This is a genomic window from Roseomonas sp. USHLN139, from assembly GCF_037145735.1.
In the GTDB taxonomy this organism is placed as follows: Bacteria; Pseudomonadota; Alphaproteobacteria; order Acetobacterales; family Acetobacteraceae; genus Pseudoroseomonas.
This window is the reverse complement of sequence record NZ_JBBCWY010000016.1, coordinates 23,524-47,657: the sequence shown is the minus strand read 5'-3', so window position 1 is coordinate 47,657 and position 24,134 is coordinate 23,524. Positions and strand designations below refer to the sequence as shown.

Below are 24,134 nucleotides of genomic sequence, written 5' to 3'. Positions count from 1 at the left end.
GATGAACACTGGAAAGAAACCGGGGCGCTGGGGGGATCGGCGGCGGATCCGCATCGGCCTGCTGGGCGGCAGCTTCAACCCCGCCCATGACGGCCACCGCCATGTCGCGCTGCACGCGCTCAAGGCGCTGCGGCTGGACCAGGTCTGGCTGCTGGTCTCGCCGGGCAATCCGCTGAAGCCGCGTGCCGGCATGGCGCCCTTCGCCGAGCGGCTGGCCTCGGCGCAAAGGATCGGCGACGGGGTGCGGCTGCTGGCCAGCGGCATCGAGGCCGCCATCGGCCAGCGCTACAGCGCCCGCACGCTGCAGCGGCTGCAGCAATTGTTCCCGCGCGCCCGATTCGTCTGGATCATCGGCGCCGACAATCTGTGGCAGCTGCCGAAATGGCGCGACTGGCGGCGGCTGGCGGCGCGCACCCCGCTGGCGGTGCTGCCGCGGCCAGGCTGGACGCGGCGGGCGCTGCACGGGGCGGCCGCCGCGCGGCTGCGGCGCCATCGCCGGGCGCCGGGCGCGCTGCTGCAGGACGGCCCGCCCGGCTGGGCGCTGGTGCCGGCGCCGGAACACCCGGCCAGCGCCACCGCGCTGCGCCAGGCGGCGGCCGCGGCCGCCGCACCGGTCGCGCCGGAACAATTGCGCCGGGCAGGATTGCGGCCCGGCTGAGCGCTGGCGCATTTTCGGTGCTGGCCCCGGGGCCTCGGTTCGCGCCATACACCCGCCCAGAAGACTTCTTTCAAGAAACCCATGGACTGCCGACAGGAGGCCGCCATCGCCCGCAACCCGAAGACCCCCGAACAGGCCCGCCGCAAGGCCACCACGGCGACGCGCCCCTCCCCCGCGCCGCGCAAGCCCGGCAAGGCGGCGCCGGCGCTGAAGCAGCCGACCCGCGTCGCGCCGCCCAAGCCGAAGACGGCCGCCGCCGCCAAGCCGACGCGCAGCGCCGCGCCGAAGGCTGACGCCCGTCCGGCCCGCGCCACTGCTGCCGCGAAGCCGACCCGCAGCGCCGCGCCGAAGTCGGACGCCCGTCCGGCCCGCGCCGCCGCTGCCGCGAAGCCGACCCGCAGCGCCGCGCCGAAGGCGGACGCTCGTCCGGCCCGCGCCACCGCTGCCGCGAAGCCCACCCGCAGCGCCGCGTCGAAGCCAGAGGCTCGTCCGGCCCGCGCCACCGCCGCTGCCAAGCCGACCCGCAGCGTCGCGTCGAAGCCAGAGGCCCGTCCGGCCCGCGCCGCCGCCGCCGCGAAGCCGACCCGCAGCGCCGCGCCGAAGTCGGACGCCCGTCCGGCCCGCGCCGCCGCCGCCGCGAAGCCCGCCCGCAGCGCCGCGCCGAAGCCAGAGGCCCGTCCGGCCCGCGCCTCCGCCGCTGCCAAGCCGGCCCGCGCTGCTGCGCCGAAGTCGGACGCCCGTCCGGCCCGCGCCACCGCCGCTGCCAAGCCGACCCGCAGCGCCGCCGCCAAGCCCGCCCGCAGCGCTCCGGCCATCCGCCAGCTCGCAGCGAGCAAGGCCAGCGCGTCCAAGGCCGCCGCCGCCCAGGCCAGGCCGCCGGCCCGCAAGGGCGCCACGGTGAACCCGGCCGCCGGCAAGCCCGTCGCCAAGCCGGCGAAGCCCGCCAAGGCCGCCGAGAAGCCGGCCGCCACCCGCAAGCCGCGCAAGATGCCGCAGCGCGCCAAGCTCGACCCCAACCAGATCGAGCTGCTGGTCAAGGCCACCGTCGCCAGCCTGGAGGATGACAAGGCCGAGGATGTGGTGGTGCTCGACATCGCCAGCCGCTCGGCCTTCGCCGACCGCATGGTCGTCGCCACCGGCCTGGCCGACCGCCAGATCCAGGCGATGGCCGCGCATCTGGACAAGGTGCTGGGCGAGCACGGCATCCGCCGCATCCGCACCGAGACCTCGCCCGACTGGGTGCTGCTCGATGCCGGCGACCTGATCGTCCACCTGTTCAAGCCGGAGGCCCGCGCCAACTACCGGCTGGAGAAGATGTGGGGCCCCGACAGCCCGCCGCCCGGCGAGGACGACACCCTGGCCGACGACACCCCCCTGCCCTCGCTGACCGCCGCCGACTACGCGGATGACGAGGAGGAGGATCTCGACGGCGACGCCCTCGACGGCGGCATGGACGAGGGCGACGACGAGGACGCGGAGGGCCGCGGCTGAGCCGCGCGCCGCTGCTGGTCGCCGTCGGCCGGATCAAGCCCGGTCCGGAGGCGGATCTCTTCGCCCAGCACAATGCGCGGCTGCGCCCGCCCCTCGGCGTCAAGGAAATCGCCGAGGGGCGCGGCTCGCCCGCGGAAGTCAGGCGGCGGGAAGGCGAGGCCCTGCTCGCCGCCCTGCCGGCCGGCGCCCTGGTGGTGGCCATGGACCTCGGCGGCCACATGCCGGACAGCGAGGGGCTGGCCGCCCTGCTGGCCCGCTGGGAGGAATCGGGGAAAAGCCTGGCCTTCGTCATCGGCGGCGCCGAGGGGCTGGACCCCGCCGTGCAGGCGCGCGCCGACCAGCGGCTGTCGCTGGGGCCGATGACCTGGCCGCATTTCCTGGTGCGCGGGATGCTCGCCGAGCAGCTCTACCGGGCCCAGGCGATCAAGGCCAACCATCCGTACCACCGGGGCTGGCGGCCGTAGAAAAAGAATCCGGGGGAAGGAATTCCCCCGGACCCCCCTCTTTCTTCTGTCCGTGCTGCCGCGTCAGGGCTTGGCCGGGATCGCGATGCTGAGGACGGCAAGGGGATCGACATCGGCGGGCCAGTGGCCGTCGGCGCGCAGGCCGGCCAGGCCATGCACCAGCGCCCAGGCCGCCAGCGCCGTCGATCGGTCGGCCGCCACCCCGGCCAGCGCGGCGAAAGCCCCGGCCGCCGCCTCCCGCAGCGCCGGATGCGACGTCCCCTGCAGCTCCGCCCCGAACATCAGCCGGTACAGCGCCGGGTGTTCGGCGGCAAAGGCCAGATAGGCCCGCCCCTGCCCGGCCAGCCCGCCGGCCTGCCGCAAGGCCGCGCCCAGCCGCCCGAAACCCTCCGCCGCCAGCGCCGCCAGCAGCGCCTCGCGGCTGGCGAAATGCCGGTAGGGCGCGTTGTGCGACACCCCCGCCGCCCGCGCCACCGCGCGCAGCGACAGCCCGGCCGGGCCCCCCGCCACCAGCAGCGCCTCGGCCGCCGCCAGCAGCGCCGGGCGCAGATCGCCGTGGTGATAGGGCTCCTTCGATGTTGACATCGCCCACATCAATCCTCGATGTTGTCGCCGCCAACATCGCCCCGCCCTCCATCGCGGGCAAGGGAGCTCCCCGATGCTTCTCCTGTCGCTCGCCGCCCTCGCCTGGATCGGCCTGCATGGGCTGATCGCCGGGCGCGGCCGCACGCCGCTCGCCGCCCGGCTCGGCGAGGCCGGCTTCCGCGGCCTGTTCTCCCTGCTCTCCGCCGCCAGCCTGGCCGGGCTGATCCTGGCCTGGCGCGCCGCCCCCTGGGTGCCGCTCTGGACGCCGCCCTCCTTCGCCCGCGGCCTGGCCATCGCCGGCATGCTGCCGGTGCTGCTGCTCTTCGCCGGCGCCCTGACCCGGCCCAACCCCACCGCGGTCGGCGGCGAGCGCCTGCTGGCGCAGGGGCCACGCGGGCTGCAGCGGGTCACCCGCCACCCGATGCTGTGGTCCTTCGCGCTCTGGGCGGCGCTGCACCTGCAGGCGCGCGGCGACCTGGCCAGCCTGCTGTTCTTCGGCAGCCTCGGCCTGGTGGCGCTGGCCGGGATGCCCTCGATCGACGCCAAGCTGGCGCGGCGCGATCCGGCTGCCTGGCGCGGGATGGCGGCCGGCAGCTCGATCCTGCCCTTCGCCGCGATCCTGGCCGGCCGCGCGCCGTTCCGCCCGGCCGAGATCGGCTGGCCGGCGCCGCTGCTGGCCCTGGCCCTCTGGCTGGGGCTGCTGCTGGGGCACGGGCTGCTGTTCGGCGCGGCGCTGCTGCCGCCGATGGCGGGATAGAGGCGGTGCCGGGATTGACAGGCAAGCAATCGGCACCAGGGGCGCAAATATGAGACTTTTCCAGAAGAATTCAGGCAATAACGAAGCCGGATATCCAAGTAAAATGAACCAATCCGTTAGCAAACCGTCAATGTGACGACTTCATACCGCGCAGCCGCCGGAAGACCGCCGTGCGGACAGCCCTGGGGAGAAGACGCCATGAGCGGAATGATGGACATCGTCGGCTTCGGCAAAGCCGACATCGACAACGTGCTTTCCAAGATGTCGGCCGCGGCCATCGACCAGCTGGCCTTCGGCGCGGTCGAGCTGGACCGGACCGGCAAGATCCTGCGCTACAACGCCGCGGAAGGCGCCATCACCGGCCGCGACCCGCAGGCGGTGATCGGCAGCAACTTCTTCACCGACGTCGCGCCCTGCACCAACACGCCGGCCTTCAAGGGCGTCTTCGACAAGGGCGTCGCCGCCGGCGACCTCAACACGATGATCGAGTACACCTTCGACCACAACATGAAGCCGACCCGGGTCAAGGTGCACATGAAGAAGGCGCTGATCGGCGACACCTACTGGGTCTTCGTCAAGCGCCTCTGACCGGCCGGGCGCGGCAGCCCACTGGCCGCTCGACGGTGCCTGAGGGCACCGGCCGGGCGGGGTCTCTGGCCCCCTGCCCGCTCAGAGGAAGCCCCAGCGGCGCAGCAGCACGCTGCAGGGCTGCACCAGCATCGCCGTCATGGCGATGCGCACCAGGTGGAAGGCCACCACCACCGGCACGTCGAGCAGCAGGATCTTGGCGGTCAGCGACATCTCGGCGACGCCGCCCGGGGCGGTGGCCAGCACCAGCGTCGCCAGGTCGATGCCGGAGACCAGGGTCAGCGCCGCCCCCAGCGCGGCGCAGAGCCCGGTCAGCAGCAGCACGTGCAGGATCGCCGCCCCCAGCAGCCGGCCGCTGCCCAGCAGCGCGGCCCGCTCGAACTGCGCGCCGAGCTGCGCGCCCAGCGCCACCTGGGCGATGGCGGTGATCCAGCCGGGGATGCCGGTCACCGCATGGCCGGTCGCGGTCAGGCCCAGGCTGACGAACAGGCCGCCCAGCAGCCAGGCATTGCGCACGCCGAGGCGGATCAGCAGCCCGGTGGCCAGCAGCCCGCCCAGGACCAGGCCGAGGAAGCCGAGCGGCACCAGCGGATGCGCCAGCGCGGCGGAGGGCACGTGCCCGGCGACGCCGAGGGCGGCGAAGGCGCTCGGCACCAGCACGACCACGCCGACCACGCGCAGCAGCTGGATGATGGCGACAGCGATCGGGCGGGCGCCGTAGGATTCGCCCAGCACGCTCATCTCGGCAACGCCACCGGGGATCGAGCCGAACAGCGCGGAAGCCCGGTCCAGCCGGCCAAGCCGCGCCAGCAGCGGCGACAGCAGCACGCCGAGCAGCAGCGTCGCCAGCGCCGCCCCCACCACCAGCGGCGCCCGCTGCGCCAGGTGCCCGGCCGCCTCGGGCGTGAAGAACAGGCCCAGCGCCGCGCCGATCACCAGCATGCCGAGGTTGCGCGCCGGCCGCCAGGCGGCGAGCCGCAGCCCGGCCAGCTGGCCGATCGCCACGAACAGCATGCCGCCGAGCAGCCAGGGCAGCGGCGTGCCCAGGCGGAAGAACAGCGCGCCGCCCAGGCCGGACAGCGCCAGGCACAGCAGATGCGGCAGCAGCGCGGCGGGGGCGGGGATCGGGAGTCGCATCGCCGCCAGCCTAGAGGCTGGGTCAGGGATGACAACGTGCTGCAATGCACAAGAAGCCGGCGTGGTTTGGCCACCGACCCCCGCGTGGAGCGCGGTTCATTTCCGCCCTGGCCACAGCTGTGCTAGGGCCGCCATTGTGACGAACCGCGACGCCCCATGCTCCGCAAACTGATCCGCCACCCGCGCACGCAGATCGTGCTGGCCCGGCTGCTCAGCGCCTATCTCGGCTTCTGCTATCGTACCTCGCGCTGGTCGCTGGTCGGCGCCGGGCACATCGAGGCCCATGCCCTGGCCAATCAGCCGGCGATCATCGCCTTCTGGCACGAGCGGCTGCCGATGATGCCGATGCTCTGGACGGCCACCCACAAGCTGTTCCCCGGCGCCGCCGACTGGCAGCCGCATGTGCTGGTCTCGCAGCACCGCGACGGCCGCTTCATCGGCGAGGTGGTCTCGCGCTTCCGCCTGGTGATGGTGCATGGCTCGACCTCGCGTGGCGGGGCGGCCGGCATGCGCAGCCTGCTCAAGGTGCTGAAGGGCGGCAGCCCGGTGGCCATCACCCCGGACGGCCCGCGCGGGCCGCGCCGCCGGGCGGCCGAGGGCGTCGCGATGATCGCGGCGCTGGGCGACGTGCCGGTGCTGCCGACCGCGGCGGCGAGCACGCGGCACCGGCTGCTGCCCAGCTGGGACCGCATGATGCTGCCGCTGCCCTTCGGCCGTGCCGTGCTGGTCTGCGGCCCGCCCATCACCGTGCCGCGCGACGACCCGGCCGGCGCCATCCCGGCGATCGAGGCCGCGCTGAACGCCGCCTGCGACACCGCCGATGCCTGGACGGCCGGGACGCCGATGGAGGAGCGACGCCTGTGAGCCTGCTGGGCCGCGCCAGCGGGCTGCTGGGCAGCGCGATGGCCCCGGTGCTGCCGCACTGGCTGCGGCTGCGCGCCCGCCGCGGCAAGGAGGTGCCGGCGCGGCTGGCCGAGCGCCGCGGCCTGGACGCCGACCGCCCGCCCGGCCCGCTGCTCTGGCTGCACGGCGCCAGCGTCGGCGAGACGCTGTCCCTGCTGCCGCTGATGCGGGCGCTGCTGGAGCGGGCGCCGGCGCTGCACCTGCTGGTCACCACCGGCACCGTCACCGCCGCCACCCTGCTGGCGCAGCGCCTGCCGGAGGCGCTGGCGCCGCGGGTGATCCACCGCTTCGCGCCGCTCGACGTGCCGCGCTGGGCGGAGACCTTCCTCGACGGCTGGCGGCCGGATGGCGCGGTCTTCGTCGAGAGCGAGCTCTGGCCGAACATCTCCGCGGCGCTGGCCCGGCGCGGCGTGCCGGCGGCGCTGATCAATGCGCGGATCTCGCCGCGCTCGGCGCGGCTGTGGCGCTGGGCGCCGGGCCTGGCGCGCGAGATGCTGTCGCGCTTCCGGCTGGTGGTGGCGCAGAGCCTGGACGACCTGGCCCGGCTGCGGGCGCTCGGCGCCGAGGGGGCGGTGTTCTGGGGTTCGCTGAAGGCCGCCGCCGAGCCGCTGCCGGCCGATCCGGCCGAGCTCGCCCGGCTGCGCGCGCTGATCGGCGAACGCCCGGTCCTGTTCGGCGCCAGCACCCATCCGGGCGAGGAGCAGGCGGTGCTGGAGGCGCATGCGGCGCTGCGCGCCCGCTTCCCGGACCTGCTGACCCTGATCGCGCCGCGCCACCCGGCGCGGGCGCCAGAGGTGCTGGCGCTGGCCGCGCCCTTCGGAGCGGCGATCCAGCGCAGCGCCGGCGGGCTGCCGGGGCGCGACTGCGACCTCTATCTGGTCGATACGCTGGGCGAGCTCGGGCTGTTCCTGCGGCTCTCGGGGGTCGCCTTCGTCGGCGCCAGCCTGGTGCCCAAGGGCGGGCACAATCCGCTGGAGGCCGCCCGGCTCGGCTGCCCGATCCTGATCGGCCCGCATACCGAGCATGTGCGCGAGCTGGCCGAGGCGCTGATCGCCGCCGGCGGCGCCCGCCGGGTGCAGGACAGCGCCACGCTGGCCGAGGCCGCCGCAGACGTGCTATCCGATGCCGGTCGCGCCCGGGCCATGGCCCAGGCGGCGGCCACGATCGCCGAGGATGCCTCCCACCTGCCGGGGAAGCTGGCCTCCGCGATCCTCGACATGCTGCCTTTCGGCACTGGCGCCATGCCGGTCGCCCGCGACGCCTAAAGAGAGAGGACAGGTCTCAGCCGGATGCGCGCACCCGACTTCTGGAACGGGGGCAGCGGGGGAATTGCGCCCCTGCTCCTGTCCCCCATCGCCGCGATCTATGCCGCCGCCACCGCCCGGCGGGTGGCCAAGCCGGGCTGGCAGGCGCCCGTGCCGGTGATCTGCTGCGGCAATGCCACGGCCGGCGGCTCGGGCAAGACGGTGGTGGCCCTCGACCTGGGGCAGCGGCTGTCGAACCGTGGCGTGGCGACGCATTTCCTGACCCGCGGCTATGGCGGCAAGCTGAAGGGGCCGGTGCTGGTCGACCCGGTGCAGCATGACAGCCAGGCGGTGGGCGACGAGGCGCTGCTGCTGGCCGCGACCCGCCCGACCTGGGTGGCCGGCGACCGTGCCGCCGGCGGCCAGGCGGCGGTCGCCGCCCATGCCCAGGCGATCATCATGGATGACGGGCTGCAGAATCCCGGCCTGGTGAAGGATCTTTCCCTTCTCGTCGTCGACGGCAATTTCGGCTTCGGCAACGGGCGGATCATTCCCGCGGGGCCGCTGCGCGAGCCGGTGCATGCCGCGGCGGCGCGCTGCCGCGCGGCGGTGCTGATCGGCGAGGACGAGACCGGGGCGCTCGACATGCTGCCGCCGAACCTGCCGGTGCTGCGCGCCCGCCAGGTGCCGGGGCCGGAGGCGGAGCTGCTGGCTGGCCAGCCGGTCTTCGCCTTCTGCGGCATCGGCAATCCGCGCAAGTTCTTCACCAGCCTGCAATCGGCTGGCGCGGTGCTGGCCGGCCGCATGGCCTATGCCGACCATTATCCCTTCGATGCCAGCGACCTGCGCGAGCTGCTGGAGCAGGCCGAGGCGCTGCGTGCCATCCCGGTGACCACGGCCAAGGACTATGTCCGCATCCCGCCCGCCTTCCGCAGCCGGGTGACCGTGCTGACCGTGAAGCTGGCCTGGGAGGAGCCGACCGCGATCGAGACCTTGCTCGATCCCCTGGCGCAGAGGGTGCCGGTTCCCGCGTAATTCTGTCTGACAGAAAAAAGATGGGGGTCCGGGGGAATTCCTTCCCCCGGCCTTTTCTTTGCCTCAGACGCCGGCGCCCGCTCCGCGGGCTTGGCTTCCGCACCACCGGGCGCGGGCCGCCTTCGCGGCCTCAGCCGGCCTGACGGCCGGCTGCCATGGCTTACCGCTCCCGCCTGATCCCCATGACCAGCGTCTGCTCATCCATGCGCGGCTCGTAGGTCAGCGGCCGGCGGGCGGCCCAGGCGGCCTTGAACAGGATCATCGGGATCAGCGCCAGGTCGTCGACCGAGGCCTTCACCGCCGCCGCGACCCGCCGCTCGCGCTCGGCCGGGTCCATGGTGGACAGCGCCTCCTCGATCATCCGGTCGAGGTCCGGATTGACGTAGCGGGTGTCGTTGCTGGCGCCCAGGCGGCGCGGCGCGTCGTAGCTGTGGACGATGTTCAGCAGCACGCTGCCGGCCTCGCCGGTGGTGCTGCCCCAGCTGTTCTGCACCATCGAGTATTCCTGCTTGGCCAGCCGGGTCAGGTAGGTGGAGAAGGGCAGCGCCTCGACCGTGGTGGCGACGCCGATGCGGCTCCACATCTGCGCGACGGCCTGGGCGGTCTGGCCGTCGGCCGGGTAGCGGTCGTTGCTGGCATGCAGCGTCAGGCGGAAGCCATTGGGGAAGCCGGCCTCGGCCAGCAGGGCGCGGGCGCGGGCCAGGTCCTGCTGCGGCACCGGGATGGCCGGGTTGTGGCCGAAGGCGCCGGGCGGCATCCACTGGCCGGTGGCTTCCGCCATGCCCTGCTGCACCCGCTCGGCCAGGCCCTGGCGGCTGATCGCCAGCGACAGCGCCTGGCGCACCCGCAGGTCGCGCATCGGATTGCCGGCCAGCGGCTTGCCCTCATTGTCGGTGATGAAGGGCGAGCTGCCCTCGCGGCTGAAATCCGGCGAGAGGAACAGCGCGCGCGAGCCCTGGCGCTCGAAGATCCGCACGTTCTGGTCGCCACGCAGCCGCGGCAGGTCGGAGGCGGAGGGCGCGGCGATCAGCTCGACATCGCCCGAGAGCAGCGCCGCGGTGCGGGCGCCGGGATTGGGGATGATGCGGAAGGTGACCTTGTCCCAGTCCTGCTTCGGGCCCCACCAGGCCGGGTTGCGCTCGACCTCGATGGAGGAGCCGGCGCTGTAGCTCAGCAGGCGGAAGGGGCCGGTGCCGATGGCGGCCTTGCCGGCATTATAGTCGGCGGTGGTCGCGCCCTCGCCGACATGGCGGGAGACGATGGCGATGGCGGTCAGGTCGATCGGCAGGTTGGGCGTCGGCGCCGAGGTGGTGATGCGCAGCGTCAGCGGGTCGACCACCTCGACCCTGGCCACGGTGCGCAGCGCGCCGCCGAAGCTGGCCGGGCTGTTCGGCACGTTCGGCGCGCGGTTGAAGCTGAAGGCCACGTCATCGGCGGTGAAGGGCTTGCCGTCATGCCAGGTGACGCCGGGGCGGAGCTTGAACTCCCAGAGATTGTCCTCCAGCGCGGTCCAGGACAGCGCCAGGTTGGGCATCGGCCGGCCATCGGTGCCGCGCACCACCAGCGGGTCGAAGATGTGCCGCGCGAAGGAGGAGTTCGGCGCCGCATTGGCGAAATGCGGGTCGATCGAGGTCACCGGCGCCGAGAGGCCGATGCGCAGGTCATCGGCGAGAGCCGGCGTCGCCAGCGCGACGGCCGCCAGGGCGGCGGCGATGAGGCGGGGGGTCATGCGGGCGCTCCGCTGCGGGGAGAGGATCGGCATCAGGCCTGCGCCGTGCCGGCCATGTCGAGCGGCGGCGGCACGTCCTTGGGGATCGGGAAGACGTCGGGCATCTCGGCGGTGCGGGCGGCGTGGTCGGCGCGCGCCCGGGCCAGCAGGCCCGGGTCCTCGAAGACCTGCGTGGCGGTCGCCGCCATCACCTTGGCCACGTGCTCCAGGCCCTTGTGCGCCGCCGGCGCCTTGCCCTGCGCGACCAGCTGCCAGGAATGGCCCGGCGTGCCGATGGCATAGGTGGCGCCGCGCGCCTGCACGGTCGGCACCTTCCAGCTGACCGTGCCGACATCGGTCGAGCCGATGCCCGCCGGCTCCGGCGCCGAGAGCGGCACCAGCCGCTCGGCCAGCACCTCGCCGGGGATCGGGGCCAGACCGGCACGGCGATAGGCGGCGTCGATCTCGGCCGGCGTCAGCGTCGCCTGGATGGCGCGGGCGAAATCCTTGTCGGCCTCGTCGAAGGCCGGCGCGCCGAGATGCAGGAAGGCTTCCTCCATCGCCTGCTCCAGCGGCGGGTTGGCCACCAGCTCGGCATCGGCGCTGAGCACGCGATGCGTCACCTGCGTCTCGGTCATCAGGCTGGCGCCCTGGGCGATCTTCTTGACGCGCTCCAGCAGGGAAAGCACCTCGGCCATGGTCAGCGAGCGCACCAGGTAGCGCACCCGCGCCTTGCCCTGGACGACGTTGGGCGCGATGCCGCCGGCATCCTGCAGCGCGTAATGGATGCGGGCATGGCTCGGCATGTGCTCGCGCATGTAGTTGACGCCGACATTCATCAGCTCGACCGCATCCAACGCCGAGCGGCCCAGATGCGGCGCGGCGGCCGCATGGCTGGAGCGGCCGGTGAAAGAAAAATCGACCTCCATGCAGGCCAGCGAGCGCGGCTTGTTGACGCCGGAGAAAGCCGCCGGGTGCCAGCAGATGGCGATGTCGACATCGTCGAAGGCGCCGTCGCGCACCATGAAGCCCTTGGCCGAGCCGCCCTCCTCGGCCGGGCAGCCATAGTAGCGGACGCGGCCCTTCAGGCCCCGCTCGGCCAGCCAGTCCTTCACCGCCGCCGCCGCCAGCAGCGAGGCCGAGCCCAGCAGGTTGTGGCCGCAGCCATGGCCATGCCCGCCGGCCTCGATCGGGCGGTGCTCGGCGACGCCGGCCTCCTGGCTGAGGCCCGGCAGCGCGTCGTATTCGCCGAGGATGGCGATCACCGGGCCCTCGTCGCCCGCCTCGCCCATCACCGCGGTCGGGATGCCAGCGACGCCCTCGGTCACCCGGAAGCCCTCCTCGCGCAGCAGGGCGGCATGCTCGGCGGCGGAACGATGCTCGGCATAGTTGAGCTCGGGCATGCCCCAGACGGTGTCGCTGAGGTCGTTGTAACGGTCGCGGCGCGACTCGACATGGCGCCAGACGGCGTCGGAATTCTTCACGGCGGGATCCCCCGGGGAACAGCGTTTCCCGGGTTATAAACAGGCAGCAGAAAAGAAAGACAGGGGGCGCCGCCCCCTGGCCCCCGCCGGGGGGATACGATCCCCCCGGACCCCGCGATCAATCCGCCAGGTAACGGGCGCGCAGATGCGCCATGAAGTCGGACGGGTCCAAAGGCTTGCCCGTCGCATGCCGCAACAGGTCCTGGAAGCCCAGGCGCGAGCCCTGGCTGTGCACCTTCTCGCGCAGCCAGGCCATCATCGGGGAAAAATCGCCCTCGGCCAGGGCCGCGTCGACGTCAGGCACCGCCTGCCGCACGGCCTGCATCAGCTGCGCGGCGGCCATGGCGCCCAGCGTATAGGACGGGAAATAGCCGAAGGCACCGTCATGCCAGTGGATGTCCTGCAGGCAGCCGCGCGCATCATCCGGCACCGCGCGGCCCAGCAACCGCGAGAAACCCTCGTTCCAGGCGCCGGGCAGGTCGGCCACCGCCAGCTCGCCGCCGATCAGCGCCCGCTCCAGCCGGAAGCGCAGGATAACATGGGCGGGGTAGCTGATTTCCCCGGCGTCGACACGAATAAAACCGCGCTCCACCCGGCGCCACAGCCGGCCGAGATTCTCCGGCGCATAGGCGGGGTCCTCGCCGAAGACCTCCGGCAGCTTGCGGCCCAGATAGGACAGGAAGGCCTCGGAGCGGGCCGCCTGCATCTCGACGATCAGGCTCTGCGATTCATGCGCCGCCATCCCCGCCGCCCCGCCCACCGGCTGGCGGGCGAAATCCGGCGGCAGGCCGCGCTCATACATGGCGTGGCCGGTCTCGTGCAGCACGCCGAGCAGCGCCTGGGCGAAACTGTCGGGGGTGTAGCGGGTGGTGATGCGCACATCGGTCGGCGTGCCGCCGCAGAAGGGATGCAGGCTCTCGTCCAGCCGCGCATGGGCGAAGTCGAGGCCGACGCGCCCGGCCAGCTCGCGGCACAGCGTCTGCTGGGTGGCGGTGGCGAAGGGGCCGGCGGGCTCGCGCGGCGCCGGCTGGCGGGCCTGGATCTCCTCGGCCCGCGGCAGGGCCTCGGCGAGGAAGCTTTCATAGGCCGAGAAGATCGGCTCGACATCGCCGGCGCCGATGCCGCGCTGGTAGCTCTCCATCAGCGAGTCATAGGGCGAGAGGCCGCTGACCGCCGAGAGCGCCGCCGCCGTCTCCCGCTGCAGCCGCACCACCTCTTCCAGAAGCGGGCGGACCATCGCGAAATCGGATTTCGCCCGCGCGTCGCGCCAGACGGTCTCGCAGGCGGCATTGGCGCGGGCGCTGGCCTCGACCAAGTCGCCCGGCAAAGCGGTGGCGCGCGCCTGGGCGTGGCGCATCAGCTCGAGATTGGCGCTGTCCCAGTCGCCGGCGGCTTCCGCCTCGGCCAGGTCAGCGGCCAGGCCCGGCTCGGTCATCAGCTGGTGCGCCAGGCCGGCCAGGGTCGCCAGCTGCTCGCCCCGCGCCGCCGCGCCGCCCGGCGGCATCACCGCGGCGGCATCCCAATGCAGCATCGACTGCGCCTCGCCCAGCGCGCCGATGCGGGCGAAGCGGGCCTTCAGGCGGTCATAGGCGGGGTTCATCGGCGGGCTCCTTCAGGCGGCGGCGGGCAAAGGTGATGAACACGCCGAGCTCGGCCAGGGCCAGCCCGTACCAGGTGATGACATAGCCCAGATGGTTGTTGGCTGGCCGCGGCAGGCTCTGCGCCGTTGCCGGCAGCACGCCCGGCGGCGTGGCGCCCAGCGCCACCAGGGCGAAGGGCGCGAGGCCGGGCTGACCGATGGCGGGGCCGATCACCGCCGGGTCCAGGGTGTAGAAGCGCTTCTTTGCGAGGTCGTCGCGGGCGGCGAAGGAATCCGCGGTCTCGCCAGGGCGCAGATAGCCTTCGACGCGGACCGGGCCTGCCGGCCGGTCGAGGGGCGCATTGCCCTCCAGCGGCACCCAGCCGCGCACCACCAGCAGGGGGGCGGCGCCGTCGCGCTCCAGCGGCGTCAGCAGCTGGGCACCCAGCACCCCGCCGCGCACCTCAAGTCCCAGCAGCGCTTCCCGGTCATGCCGGAAGCGGCCATTGGAAAAAACCTTGGTCCAGGGGGTGGGGGTGGCGTCGTCCAGCGGGCGGGCCGGGCCGGCCTCGGCGCTGGCGAGCTCCGCCAGCAGCGCCGTCTTCCACTGCAGACGCTGCCACTGCCAGGTGCCGAGCCCCAGCAGGATGAGGAAGACCGGCAGCCCCGCCAGGAGCGGCAGGCGCAGGCGTCGCCAGGCGGTCATCAGGAGAGGCGATGCATCAGGGAAAGGCCCGGGACCGGCAGCGGTCCCGGGCGGTGCAGCGTCAGTGCTGCACGAGCTCGCCGGCGCCCAGCACGTAGACGCAGACGAAGAGGAACAGCCACACCACGTCGACGAAGTGCCAGTACCAGGCGGCGGCCTCGAAGCCGAAATGGCGCTGCGGGGTGAAGTGGCCGGCCTTGGCGCGGAACCAGCAGACCGCCAGGAAGATGGTGCCGACGATCACGTGGAAGCCGTGGAAGCCGGTGGCCAGGAAGAAGACCGAGGGGTAGATGCCGCCGCCATGGAAGGCAAAGGGCGCCTCGGCATATTCCACCGCCTGGAAGAAGGTGAAGGTCATGCCGAGCAGCACGGTCAGGCCCAGGCCCTGCAGCAGCCCCTTGCGGTCACCCTCGATCAGCGCATGGTGCGCCCAGGTCACGGTGCAGCCCGAGAGCAGCAGGATCAGCGTGTTCAGCAGCGGCAGGTGGAACGGGTCGAAGGTGTGGATGCCGGCCGGCGGCCAGACCGCCTTGGCGGCGCCCGCGACATGCTCCGGGTAGAGGGCGAAGTGGAAATAGGCCCAGAAGAAGGCGACGAAGAACATCACCTCGGAAGCGATGAACAGCAGCATGCCGTAGCGCATGCCCAGCCGCACCACCGAGGTGTGGATGCCCGGCGTCCGCGCCTCGCGCACCACGTCGCGGAACCAGAAATACATCGAGACCAGCACGCCGAGCAGGCCGACGCCGAAGACCCAGTGGATGCCCTTCTGCGCGAAGAGGATGATGCCGAACAGCATCAGCCCCGCGGCGAAGGACGAGGTCAGCGGCCAGGGGCTGGGATCGACCAGGTGGTAGGGGTGCTTGTTCGCGGGCGGGTGGTCGGCTTCCACCGTCGGGGTGCTGCTGGCCATGGGGCTTCCTGGACTCGACTGCAGGGGAACTGTCTTACTTGGCTTGGCGGGGCAGCCCGCCAGTGCCTGGCATCAATCCCCAAAAACGCTTGGGGATCAAGCCTGTCACGGAATGGATCTGGGGCTTGACCCGGCGGGCTGGCTGACCGGCGTGGCATCGCTGGCCCGGCCGACATGCGGCCCGGCCTTGGCAAGCGCCCCGGCCCGCTCGGCATCCGCCAGGGTGCGGAAGAAGGTGTAGTTCAAGGTGATCGTGCGGATGTCACGCGTCTCCGGATTCTCGGCGATCTTCGGATCGACCCAGAAGGAGATCGGCATCTCGGCCTGCTGGCCGGCCGCCAGCGTCTGCTCGTCGAAGCAGAAGCAATGCACCTTGTGGAAATACGGCCCGGCGATCTCCGGCGTCACATTGTAGGTCGAGATGCCGGTGGACGGCCCGTTCGACTGGCTGGCCGCGGTGTAGAAGGCGAGCGCCTCCTCCCCCGGCTTGACCTGCATGCTGTTCTGGCCCGGCTGGAAGCGCCAGGGCAGGCCCGGATGGGTATTGGCGCTGAAGCGGATGGTCATGGTCCGCGCATCGGCGGCGGCCCCCGGCGCGCCGGGGCCGCCGATCATCGGCGTGCCGCCATAGCCGGTGACGGCGCAGAACAGGGTGTAGAGCGGCACGGCGGCGAAGGAGAGGCCGAGCATCCCCCCCACCACCACGGCGGCGCCGAGCGCCACCCGCCGGTTGCGGCGGGCGAGCTGCGGGTCTTGCGGCCGGTGTTGCGGCATGGCGTCCCTCCCCCGATCCCGGCTCAGCCGCTGACCGACATGCGGGCCATGGCGACGAAGTAGAACAGGCCGACCAGCGCCAGCAGCGCCAGCATCACCGCCCAGTTCCGCCCGCGCCGCCGCCGGATGAAGGCCTTCTTCTCGTCATCGGTCATGCCGGTCGGGGCGCCGGGCATCGGCTTCGGGGCGGCGGTCATCCAAAGATCATCCGGTCGGCGGCCAGCGCCGCGAAGAGCAGGAACAGATAGAGGATCGAGAACTTGAAGGCATAGCGCGCCGGCGCGTCGTTGCTCAGGCTCCGCCCTTCGGCGTCCTGCACGTCCTGCTTCACCCGCCACATGGCTTCCAGGAAGAAGCCGCCCAGCACCAGCGCGGCCGCGCCATAGGCCAGGCCAGCCATGCCGATCAGCGTCGGCAGCAGGCCGAGCGGCGCCATCACCAGGCTGTAGAGCCAGATCTGCCGCCGCGTCTCCTTGGCGCCGGCCACCACCGGCAGCATCGGCACGCCGGCGCGCTGGTAGTCGCCATTGGCGAAGAGCGCCAGCGACCAGAAATGCGGCGGCGTCCAGACGAAGATGATGGCGAACATCACCAGCGCCTCGATCCCGAGGCTACCGGTCACCGCCGCCCAGCCGATCGCCGGCGGGAAGGCGCCGGCGGCGCCGCCGATGACGATGTTCTGCGGCGTCCGGCGCTTCAGCCACATGGTGTAGATGAAGACGTAGAAGCCGATCGAGCCGGCCAGCACGGCGCCCGCCACCCAGTTGGTGGCCAGCCCCATGACGACCACCGAGCCGATCGCCAGGAAGATGCCGAAGCTCAGCGCCGCCTCGGGGCGGATGCGCCCGGCCGGGATCGGCCGGTTGGCGGTGCGCCGCATCACCGCGTCGATGTCGCGGTCATACCACATGTTGATGGCGCCCGAGGCGCCGGCGGCCACCGCGATGCAGAGGATGGCGGTCGCCGCCAGCACCGGATGGATCACCCCCGGCGCCACCAGCAGCCCGACCAGGCCGGTGAAGACCACCAGCGACATGACCCTCGGCTTGAGCAGCGCGACCCAGTCGCGCACCTCGCTCAGGTCAAGCTCGCCCGATGTGCCGAGGGGGGCCGAAGCCCCCCCCATCTGGATATCGGTCTTGATCGCGCTTTCGCTCATCAGACTTGCAAACCCTGGTAGGGAGGCCCGCTCAGCGGATGCGGGGCAGTTCGTCGAAGGTGTGGAAGGGCGGCGGCGAAGAGACCTGCCATTCCAGCGTCGTGGCACCCTCACCCCAGGGATTGGCCGCGGCCTTCTCGGAGCCCATCAGGGTGCGGAAGCAGACATAGATGAACACCAGGAAGGATGCCACCGAGACATAGGCGCCCAGGCTGGCGATCAGGTTCCAGCCGGCAAAGGCGTCCGGATAATCCGGGTAGCGGCGCGGCATGCCCTGGGCGCCCAGGAAGTGCATCGGGAAGAAGGTCAGGTTGACGCCGATGAAGGTCATCCAGAAGTGGATCTGGCCCCAGCGCTCCGGATACTGCTTCCCGCTCATCTTGCCGATCCAGTAGTAGAAGCCGGCATAGATCGAGAACACCGCGCCCAGCGACAGCACGTAGTGGAAGTGCGCCACGACGTAATAGGTGTTGTGCAGGATGACGTCGATGCTGGCATTGGCCAGCTTCACGCCGGTCACGCCGCCCATGGTGAACAGGAAGATGAAGCCGAGGGCGAAGAGCATCGGCGTCTTGAAGGTGATCGAGCCGCCCCAGATCGTGGCGATCCAGGAGAAGATCTTGATGCCGGTCGGCACGGCGATGATCATCGTCGCCGCCATGAAGTAGGCCCGCGTGTCCACCGAGATGCCCGAGGTGAACATGTGGTGCGCCCAGACCACGAAGCCGACCACGCCGATCGCCACCATGGCATAGGCCATGCCGAGATAGCCGAAGATCGGCTTGCGGCTGAAGGTCGACAGCACGTGGCTGATGATGCCGAAGCCCGGCAGGATCATGATGTAGACTTCGGGGTGGCCGAAGAACCAGAACAGGTGCTGGAACAGCACCGGGTCGCCGCCGCCGGCCGGGTCGAAGAAGGCCGTGCCGAAGTTGCGGTCGGTGATCAGCATGGTGATCGCGCCGCCGAGCACCGGCACCGAGAGCAGCAGCAGGAAGGCGGTGACCAGCATGCCCCACACGAACAGCGGCATCTTGTGCAGCGTCATGCCGGGGGCGCGCATGTTGAAGATGGTGGTGATGAAGTTGGCCGCGCCCAGGATCGAGCTGGCGCCCGCCAGGTGCAGGCTGAACAGCGCCATGTCGAGGCCCATGCCCGACTGGTAGGTGCTGTTCGACAGCGGCGGGTACAGCGTCCAGCCGGTGCCGGCGCCGCCCACGAACAGGCTGCCGACGGCCAGCATCAGCGCCGGCACCAGCAGCCAGAAGCTGATGTTGTTCAGCCGCGGGAAGGCCATGTCGGGGGCGCCGATCATGATCGGCACGAAGTAGTTGCCGAAGCCGCCGATCAGCGCCGGCATGATCACGTAGAACACCATGACCACGCCATGCGCGGTGACCGCCACGTTCCAGGCCTGGCCGTCGGCGAAGATCTGCATCCCCGGCGACTGCAGCTCGATGCGCATCAGCAGCGAGAGGCCGACACCCACGAAAGCCGCCAGCACCGCGAAGATGATGTAGAGGATGCCGATGTCTTTGTGGTTCGTGCTGAAGAACCAGCGCGCCACGAAGCCTGGCGTGTGGTCGTGATGGCCGTGGCCATGATCGTCATGCGTGTGTGACGCGGTCGCCATGTTTGTCCGTCCGTCCCGCTATCTCGTACCGTCTCGTGAGGCCGCGTCAGCGGCCAAGCTGCGCCAGCTGCGTGCCGGCCTCGGGGTCCTGGGAGGCCGCCGCCGGGAGGGCGGCCGCCGGCGCCGCGGCGACCTGGGCGGGGGCGCCTTCGCCCTGGGCGAAGCGCTGCTTGGCGCTCGCCACCCAGGCGTCGAACTCGGCCTGCGGCACGGCCTTCACCACGATCGGCATGAACCAGTGGTTGGTGCCGCAGATCTGGTTGCACTGGCCATAGAAGGTGCCGACCCGGTCGGCGCGCAGCCAGGTCTCCATGGTGCGGCCCGGGATCGTGTACTTCTGCACGCCGAGGCTCGGCACGAAGAAGCTGTGGATCACGTCCTGGCCGGTGGTGATGATGCGGATGTCCTTGCCCACCGGGATCATCATCGGCTCGTCCACCGACAGGTTCCGCAGATGGCCGAGCTCCGGCTTCAGATCGGCTTCCTGGATCGGATAGCTGTCGAAGGCGAAGTTGCCCTGGTCCGGATAGGCATAGTGCCAGTACCACTGCCGGCCGGTCACGTTGACCGTCAGCTCGGCGTCGCGCGCCCGGTCCTGGTAGTAGATCAGGCGGAAGGACGGCACCGCGATGGCGATCAGGATCAGCACCGGCACCACGGTCCAGGCGATCTCGAGCATCGTGTGGTGGCTGGTGCGGCTGGGCACCGGGTTCGCCGCGGCGCGGAAGCGCCACATGGCGTAGATCATCAGCAGGCCCACGAAGATCGTGATGATCACGATGATCCAGAGCACCAGCTGGTTGAAGTCGTGGATGCTTTCCTTGATGGGCCCCGCCGCCTGCTGCAGCGACATCGCCCAGTTGTGCGGCTGGCCGATCATCGGCGCCTCACTTCCGGGAGCCGCCTGAGCAGCAGGAGCCTGGGCCAGGGCAGCCGCCCCGTTCAGCAAGGAGGTCGCCGCCACCCCGAGAGTGGCCGCCAAACCTGCGAAGCGCGAAACGATCGACCGCCGCATTCCCTATCCCGTCCGCCCGTTATCCCTTGCACCCAACCGGGGCGCAGGCCGCGCATGTCTGCGCTATCCCGAGCCAGGCCGCACCGCACGGCCCAGCCACCCTCCCCCGCTGGGGAGCGGAGGAGAAGCGTTTGGCAGACCATAGTCGCCCCCTGCCGCCCCGCACAAGGGATGCCGGGGGAATGAAGGGGCACCGGTCGCCCTGCCGGCGGCGCGACGGGCCGCTTTTCCGCGGCGGCACGCCGGACACGGCCCGGCCAGGCACGCTTCCAGGAACAATTGTCAGGATGAACGGTGTAACAATCCCTGCTGCGGATCCTTCGATTCGCGCAGCGAAGCCCGGCCGGGCGCCAAGCCAGCAGCAGGCGCGCGGCCATGCAAAAAGGGGCGCCCTGGCGGACGCCCCCTCGCCATCTCCGGCCGCGAAAAAAACCTCAGGCCGCGGCGGCGACCGCCAACGCACCCGGCGCGGCGTTGCGCAGATGCACCAGGGTGAACAACCCGGCCGGCGGGCAGGGCTGGATCTCCTCGACCTGCACCTTCTCGCGGTCGAACAGGTCGGCGAAGGCGAAGTCCGGATGCCAGCCGAGGATCCGCGACAGCGGCGCCATGGTGCGCTCGACCCACCAGCGCGGCCCGGCCTCGGCGGCAAAATGGTTGACGAACAGCAGGTGACCGCCCGGGCGGACGACGCGCTGCATCTCGGCCATCAGCTTCTTGGCGTCCGGCACCACCGAGGCGGTGAACATCGCCACCGCGATGTCGAAGGCGCCGTCGCGGAAGGCCATCTGCTCGGCATCCATCTCGAGCAGCCCCTCGACATGGGCGAGACGCTCCTCGCGCACCCGCTCCTCCGCCTTCAGCAGCATCTCGCGCGACAGGTCAATGCCGACCACGCGCTTGTCGCCGCGGTAGCGCGGCAGGGCCAGGCCGGTGCCCACCCCCACCTCCAGCACGCGCGTGCCGGGCAGGCGGTTGACCGCCGCGACCGCCCGCCGGCGGCCATAGGAGGAGACCCCCCCGAAGACCGCGTCATAAACCCCCGCCCAGCGGCGATAGGCGTCCCGCACCGAATTGGCATCGAGCGCCGCGCGCGGGTGGTCCCGCAGCGCCTGTTCCGCCGGCTGCTGCCGCGGTGTTCCGAATGTCGTGGCCATTCCCTGTCCTCGCGCCCGCATTCCGCTACCCGCTCGGCGCTTCCGGCGCAAGCCGCCGCGTCATTGCGGGCCCCAGGGGTGACGGGGCTGCAACGCTGCGGCTCGCTGACGGTTGATCGGCCGCACGCCGAATGACGGCCGATCGGCCGAGATCATCGCCGCATCATCGCCTCGCCGTGGCCGGCCGCGCCGGCAGGACCACCAGCACGCCGCCCGCGGCGATGATCACCGCCCCGGCCAGGGTCCAGCCATCCGGCCAGTCGTTGAAGACCAGCATCGAGGCCAGCACCGCCCAGACCAGCTGGGTGTAGCTCAGCGGCGCCAGCAGGCTGGCCGGCGCCCGGGCAAAGGCCATCACCAGCAGCGCATGGCCGACCCCGCCCAGCGCGCCGAGCACCGCCAGCCCGGTCCAGCCCCAGCCGGTCGCCGGCCAGGTCCAGACGAAGGGCTGCGCCAGGGCGGTGACCACGGCGGCCGCGACCCCGGTGTGCAGGATGGTGGTGCGCGGGTCGTCGATCGCCGCCAGCCGCCGGGTCATGATCTGGTAGACGGCATAGATCGCTGCCGTCCCCAGCGGCAGCAGCATCGCCGCCGGCGGCAGCGGCCCGCCGGTCAGGAAGGGCGGCCGCAGCGCCACCAGCACGCCGACCAGCCCGATGCCGATGCCGAGCCAGCGCCGCCAGCCGACGCTCTCGCCCAGCCAGAGCGCCGCCAGCGCCACGGTCAGCAGCGGCGAGGCGAAGTTCACCGCCGTCGCATCGGCCAGCGGCACATGCGCCAGCGCGTGGGAAAACATGTAGTTGGCGCCGGCCAGGCAGAGGCTGCGCAGGATCTGCTGGACCGGCGCCTTCGACCGCCAGGGCAGCGGACCGCTGAGGATCCGCAGCAGGAGGGCGACGAAGGCCACATGCACCACGAAGCGGCAGAACATCAGCTGCGCGACGGCGAATTCCGCCGTCATCGCCTTCACGGTGGTGTCCATCGCCACGAACAGCGCGATGGCCAGGAGCTGCAGGCCGATGCCGGCGACGGTGGCGGACATTTACCCTGTGATCATGGTGTCCCGCCGAGCATGCCACCGCCCCGCCGCGCCGGGCAGCCACCGCGCGGCGCTTTCGCCATCAATTCCGCCGCCACCCCGCAGGATCAGGGGGTCAGCAGGATCTCGGCCGAGACCGTCGCCCGTACGATCACATCCTCGGGAGCCGAGACGGGGGCCGGGGCGGCGTCGCGCCGGGCCATGGCCAGCGCCATCATGCGCGGCTGCGGCCGCTCGGTCTCGCCCAGCTGCAGCCGGCGGATGGCGGCGACCTTCAGGCCGAGCTGGCCGGCCACCGCCTCGGCGCGCGCCCGCAAAGCGGCGATGGCCATGCGCTCGGCCTCCTGCCGCGCCGCCTGCTCCTGCGGGCGGGACAGCGACCAGCCGAGCTCGCTCATGGCCAGGCGCTGCTCCTGCAGGCTACCGACCAGCTCGAGCAGCGGGGCGGCCTCGGCGCCGCGCAGTCGCAGGCTCTGGGTCGCCACCCATTGCCGGTTCTCCTCGTTGCGGCTGGTCCAGTAGGCGCCGGTGGTGGCGGTGACGCCGTTCACCGCCTTGGCGGTCGCCAGGGCCTTCTCCATGGCGGCGTTCAGCGCCGCCTGGGCGGCGGCGGCATTGCCGGCGCGGGCCTCGGCGCGCAGCTCGGCCTGCACCTCGTCCGGGGCGCGGCGGACCTCGGCGGTCTCGCTCAGCGCCAGCACCGTGCGACGGGCGGACTGCCCGGCACGACCGGCGCGGCCGGCCGCGGGCGGGGCGGCCTCTGCCAAGGCGCCCGGGACGGTGCCCGCCGCCGTTCCGGGCGCAGCGCCGGGCGCACTGGTCTGGGCGAGGACCGGGGTCGCGAGCAGGGCCGGCGCCAGCAGGGCGGCGAGCAGCAGGGGGGACGGACGGGACATCGGCGGTTCTCCTGGCTTTTCCGCAGGATATCGGGGTCAGGGGCGTCGGTCGCCAGCCCGCGGGCGGTCACGCTTTGGCCAGAAAAATCGCCGCCCCCTTCTGCTGCGCCGGAGTCAGACCCACTTGGCGCAGCGATCCGCAACGGCTTCCGGCCTGATGCCGGGTATCGGAAGATGCAATGCCCCTGCCCCGCCCCTTTTGACGGCCCCGCCCCCCTTTCATGAAAAACCCCCTGCCATGAACCAGGCCCCGCACCACCATGTGGCCGACCTGAATCTGCTGCGGCTGTTCGTGGCCCTGGCCGAGGAACGCCATGTCACCCGCGCCGGCGAGCGGCTGTTCCTCTCCCAGCCGGCCGCCTCGGGCGGGCTGAAGCGGCTGCGCGCCCAGTTCGACGATCCGCTGCTGGTGCGCCAGGGCAGCGAGCTGCGCCTGACGCCGCGGGCCGAGGCGCTCTATGCCGCGATCGCGCCGCGGCTGCGCCAGCTCGATGCCGAGGTCTCGGCCGCCACCCCCTTCGAGCCCGGGCGCGACGCGCACAGCTTCCAGCTCGGCTGCACCGATGCCGTCGCCTTCGCCCTGCTGCCGACCTTGCTGGCGCGGCTGCGCCAGGAGGCGCCGCGCTGCGACCTGTCGATGCGCACCGGCGACCACCGCACCCTGCCGACCATGCTGGCCCAGGGCGAGATCGGCCTGGCGCTCGGCTTCCTCGGCCAGGACCTGCCGGCCAATGCGCGGCTGCGGGTGCTGCGCCATGCCGACTGGGTGCTGCTGCGCGACCCGGCGACGCCGCCGGTCGCCACCGTCGAGGATTTCTGCGCCCGCAGCCATGCGCTGATCTCGCCGCGCGGCGACCTCAGCGGGCTGGTCGACGCGCTCCTGCACCAGCAGGGGCTGCAGCGGCGGGTGGTGGTGGGGGTCAGCTCCTTCGCCCTGCTCTCGGCGGTGCTGCCGGGGACCGACCTGGTGGCGACGGTGCCCGACTTCGTCGGCGAGCGGCTGGCGATCCGCGCCAAGCTGGCGGTGGACCAGCCGCCGGTGGCCCCGGCGCCGATGCCGAACGCCATGGCCTGGACCGAGGCGCAGGACCGCGACCCGGCCGAGCGCTGGTTCCGCGGCGTGGTGGTGGAGGCCTTCAACGGCGTCTTCGGCCCGGCCCGCGCGCTGCCCGCGACGGCCGGCGGCGCCGGCCAGGCGGCCTGACCGGT

General features: G+C 72.2%; 23 protein-coding genes and 1 pseudogene. 9 read left to right on the top strand and 15 right to left on the bottom strand.

All coding sequences use genetic code 11. The features are described from left to right. The first annotated feature begins 1 nt into the window (after position 1). From WFI16_RS25110 to WFI16_RS25100, 3 genes and pseudogenes are all read left to right on the top strand, one after another. Positions 2-658, top strand: coding sequence for a nicotinate-nucleotide adenylyltransferase (locus WFI16_RS25110; protein ID WP_419900602.1), 657 nt, complete (start codon positions 2-4; stop codon positions 656-658). Between the two features lie 987 nt (positions 659-1,645). Beyond that, positions 1,646-1,987 (top strand): annotated as a pseudogene (gene rsfS / locus WFI16_RS25105) (ribosome silencing factor); the annotation flags it as partial. 173 nt (positions 1,988-2,160) lie between these two features. Then, positions 2,161-2,613 carry a 23S rRNA (pseudouridine(1915)-N(3))-methyltransferase RlmH gene (locus WFI16_RS25100; protein WP_419900611.1) on the top strand — a complete coding sequence of 151 codons (453 nt, stop codon included), beginning with the start codon at positions 2,161-2,163 and terminating at the stop codon, positions 2,611-2,613. A gap of 63 nt (positions 2,614-2,676) precedes the next feature. Here WFI16_RS25100 and WFI16_RS25095 read toward each other — a convergent pair whose 3' ends face one another. Beyond that, positions 2,677-3,198 carry a TetR/AcrR family transcriptional regulator gene (locus WFI16_RS25095; RefSeq protein WP_419900601.1) on the bottom strand — a complete coding sequence of 174 codons (522 nt, stop codon included), beginning with the start codon at positions 3,196-3,198 and terminating at the stop codon, positions 2,677-2,679. A 73-nt stretch (positions 3,199-3,271) separates the two neighbouring features. Here WFI16_RS25095 and WFI16_RS25090 point away from each other — a divergent pair, with 73 nt between their 5' ends. After that, entirely contained in the window at positions 3,272-3,955 is a 684-nt protein-coding gene (locus tag WFI16_RS25090; RefSeq protein ID WP_419900600.1) for an NnrU family protein, read from the top strand. Between the two features lie 198 nt (positions 3,956-4,153). Next, the gene (gene pyp / locus WFI16_RS25085; RefSeq protein ID WP_419900599.1) at positions 4,154-4,543 is read left to right on the top strand and encodes a photoactive yellow protein; all 390 of its coding nucleotides are present in this window, start codon (positions 4,154-4,156) and stop codon (positions 4,541-4,543) included. An 81-nt stretch (positions 4,544-4,624) separates the two neighbouring features. Here pyp and WFI16_RS25080 read toward each other — a convergent pair whose 3' ends face one another. Next, positions 4,625-5,680: an AbrB family transcriptional regulator gene (locus tag WFI16_RS25080; protein ID WP_419900598.1), complete on the bottom strand. Its 1,056-nt coding sequence runs from the start codon at positions 5,678-5,680 to the stop codon at positions 4,625-4,627. Between the two features lie 156 nt (positions 5,681-5,836). Between WFI16_RS25080 and WFI16_RS25075 the strand changes: the two genes are divergently transcribed. The 3 genes from WFI16_RS25075 to lpxK are packed head-to-tail and all read left to right on the top strand — an operon-like array spanning position 5,837 to position 8,862. After that, positions 5,837-6,544 (top strand): lysophospholipid acyltransferase family protein, encoded by a 708-nt coding sequence (locus WFI16_RS25075; protein ID WP_419900597.1) that lies wholly within the window; start codon positions 5,837-5,839, stop codon positions 6,542-6,544. Continuing rightward, positions 6,541-7,848, top strand: a complete 1,308-nt coding sequence (locus WFI16_RS25070; RefSeq protein WP_419900596.1) for a 3-deoxy-D-manno-octulosonic acid transferase — start codon at positions 6,541-6,543, stop codon at positions 7,846-7,848. Before WFI16_RS25075 ends, WFI16_RS25070 begins: the two co-directional genes overlap by 4 nt. 24 nt (positions 7,849-7,872) lie before the next feature. Next, positions 7,873-8,862 (top strand): tetraacyldisaccharide 4'-kinase, encoded by a 990-nt coding sequence (gene lpxK, locus WFI16_RS25065; RefSeq protein WP_419900595.1) that lies wholly within the window; start codon positions 7,873-7,875, stop codon positions 8,860-8,862. A 160-nt stretch (positions 8,863-9,022) separates the two neighbouring features. Here the strand turns inward: lpxK and WFI16_RS25060 are convergent, their stop codons facing one another. The 13 genes from WFI16_RS25060 to WFI16_RS25000 all read right to left on the bottom strand — a co-directional run bounded on the left by WFI16_RS25060 (position 9,023) and on the right by WFI16_RS25000 (position 22,925). Further along, on the bottom strand, positions 9,023-10,591 hold the full coding sequence (locus WFI16_RS25060; protein ID WP_419900594.1) for an ABC transporter substrate-binding protein: 1,569 nt from the start codon (positions 10,589-10,591) through the stop codon (positions 9,023-9,025). A 32-nt stretch (positions 10,592-10,623) separates the two neighbouring features. Then, entirely contained in the window at positions 10,624-12,054 is a 1,431-nt protein-coding gene (locus WFI16_RS25055) for an amidohydrolase (protein WP_419900593.1), read from the bottom strand. A gap of 118 nt (positions 12,055-12,172) precedes the next feature. Further along, the gene (locus WFI16_RS25050; RefSeq protein ID WP_419900592.1) at positions 12,173-13,654 is read right to left on the bottom strand and encodes a carboxypeptidase M32; all 1,482 of its coding nucleotides are present in this window, start codon (positions 13,652-13,654) and stop codon (positions 12,173-12,175) included. Continuing rightward, positions 13,638-14,339, bottom strand: a complete 702-nt coding sequence (locus WFI16_RS25045) for an SURF1 family protein (protein ID WP_419900591.1) — start codon at positions 14,337-14,339, stop codon at positions 13,638-13,640. Before WFI16_RS25045 ends, WFI16_RS25050 begins: the two co-directional genes overlap by 17 nt. A gap of 61 nt (positions 14,340-14,400) precedes the next feature. Continuing rightward, the gene (locus WFI16_RS25040) at positions 14,401-15,252 is read right to left on the bottom strand and encodes a cytochrome c oxidase subunit 3 (protein ID WP_419900590.1); all 852 of its coding nucleotides are present in this window, start codon (positions 15,250-15,252) and stop codon (positions 14,401-14,403) included. Between the two features lie 105 nt (positions 15,253-15,357). Further along, entirely contained in the window at positions 15,358-16,026 is a 669-nt protein-coding gene (locus WFI16_RS25035) for a cytochrome c oxidase assembly protein (protein WP_419900589.1), read from the bottom strand. A gap of 23 nt (positions 16,027-16,049) precedes the next feature. After that, entirely contained in the window at positions 16,050-16,223 is a 174-nt protein-coding gene (locus WFI16_RS25030; protein ID WP_419900588.1) for a hypothetical protein, read from the bottom strand. After that, positions 16,220-17,152, bottom strand: coding sequence for a heme o synthase (locus WFI16_RS25025; RefSeq protein WP_419900610.1), 933 nt, complete (start codon positions 17,150-17,152; stop codon positions 16,220-16,222). Before WFI16_RS25025 ends, WFI16_RS25030 begins: the two co-directional genes overlap by 4 nt. 64 nt (positions 17,153-17,216) lie before the next feature. After that, complete coding sequence (gene ctaD, locus WFI16_RS25020; RefSeq protein ID WP_419900587.1) at positions 17,217-18,818, bottom strand: cytochrome c oxidase subunit I; 1,602 nt, start codon at positions 18,816-18,818, stop codon at positions 17,217-17,219. A gap of 46 nt (positions 18,819-18,864) precedes the next feature. Then, positions 18,865-19,698 carry a cytochrome c oxidase subunit II gene (gene coxB, locus WFI16_RS25015; protein ID WP_419900586.1) on the bottom strand — a complete coding sequence of 278 codons (834 nt, stop codon included), beginning with the start codon at positions 19,696-19,698 and terminating at the stop codon, positions 18,865-18,867. Positions 19,699-20,267: 569 nt separating this feature from the next. Beyond that, positions 20,268-20,990: a class I SAM-dependent methyltransferase gene (locus WFI16_RS25010; protein ID WP_419900585.1), complete on the bottom strand. Its 723-nt coding sequence runs from the start codon at positions 20,988-20,990 to the stop codon at positions 20,268-20,270. A 163-nt stretch (positions 20,991-21,153) separates the two neighbouring features. Next, positions 21,154-22,032: a DMT family transporter gene (locus WFI16_RS25005; protein WP_419900584.1), complete on the bottom strand. Its 879-nt coding sequence runs from the start codon at positions 22,030-22,032 to the stop codon at positions 21,154-21,156. Positions 22,033-22,136: 104 nt separating this feature from the next. Further along, positions 22,137-22,925, bottom strand: coding sequence for an SIMPL domain-containing protein (locus tag WFI16_RS25000; RefSeq protein WP_419900583.1), 789 nt, complete (start codon positions 22,923-22,925; stop codon positions 22,137-22,139). A 238-nt stretch (positions 22,926-23,163) separates the two neighbouring features. On the opposite strand from WFI16_RS25000, the gene WFI16_RS24995 reads away from it, so the two are divergent. Further along, positions 23,164-24,129 (top strand): LysR family transcriptional regulator, encoded by a 966-nt coding sequence (locus WFI16_RS24995; RefSeq protein ID WP_419900582.1) that lies wholly within the window; start codon positions 23,164-23,166, stop codon positions 24,127-24,129. The last annotated feature ends 5 nt before the right edge of the window (positions 24,130-24,134 follow it).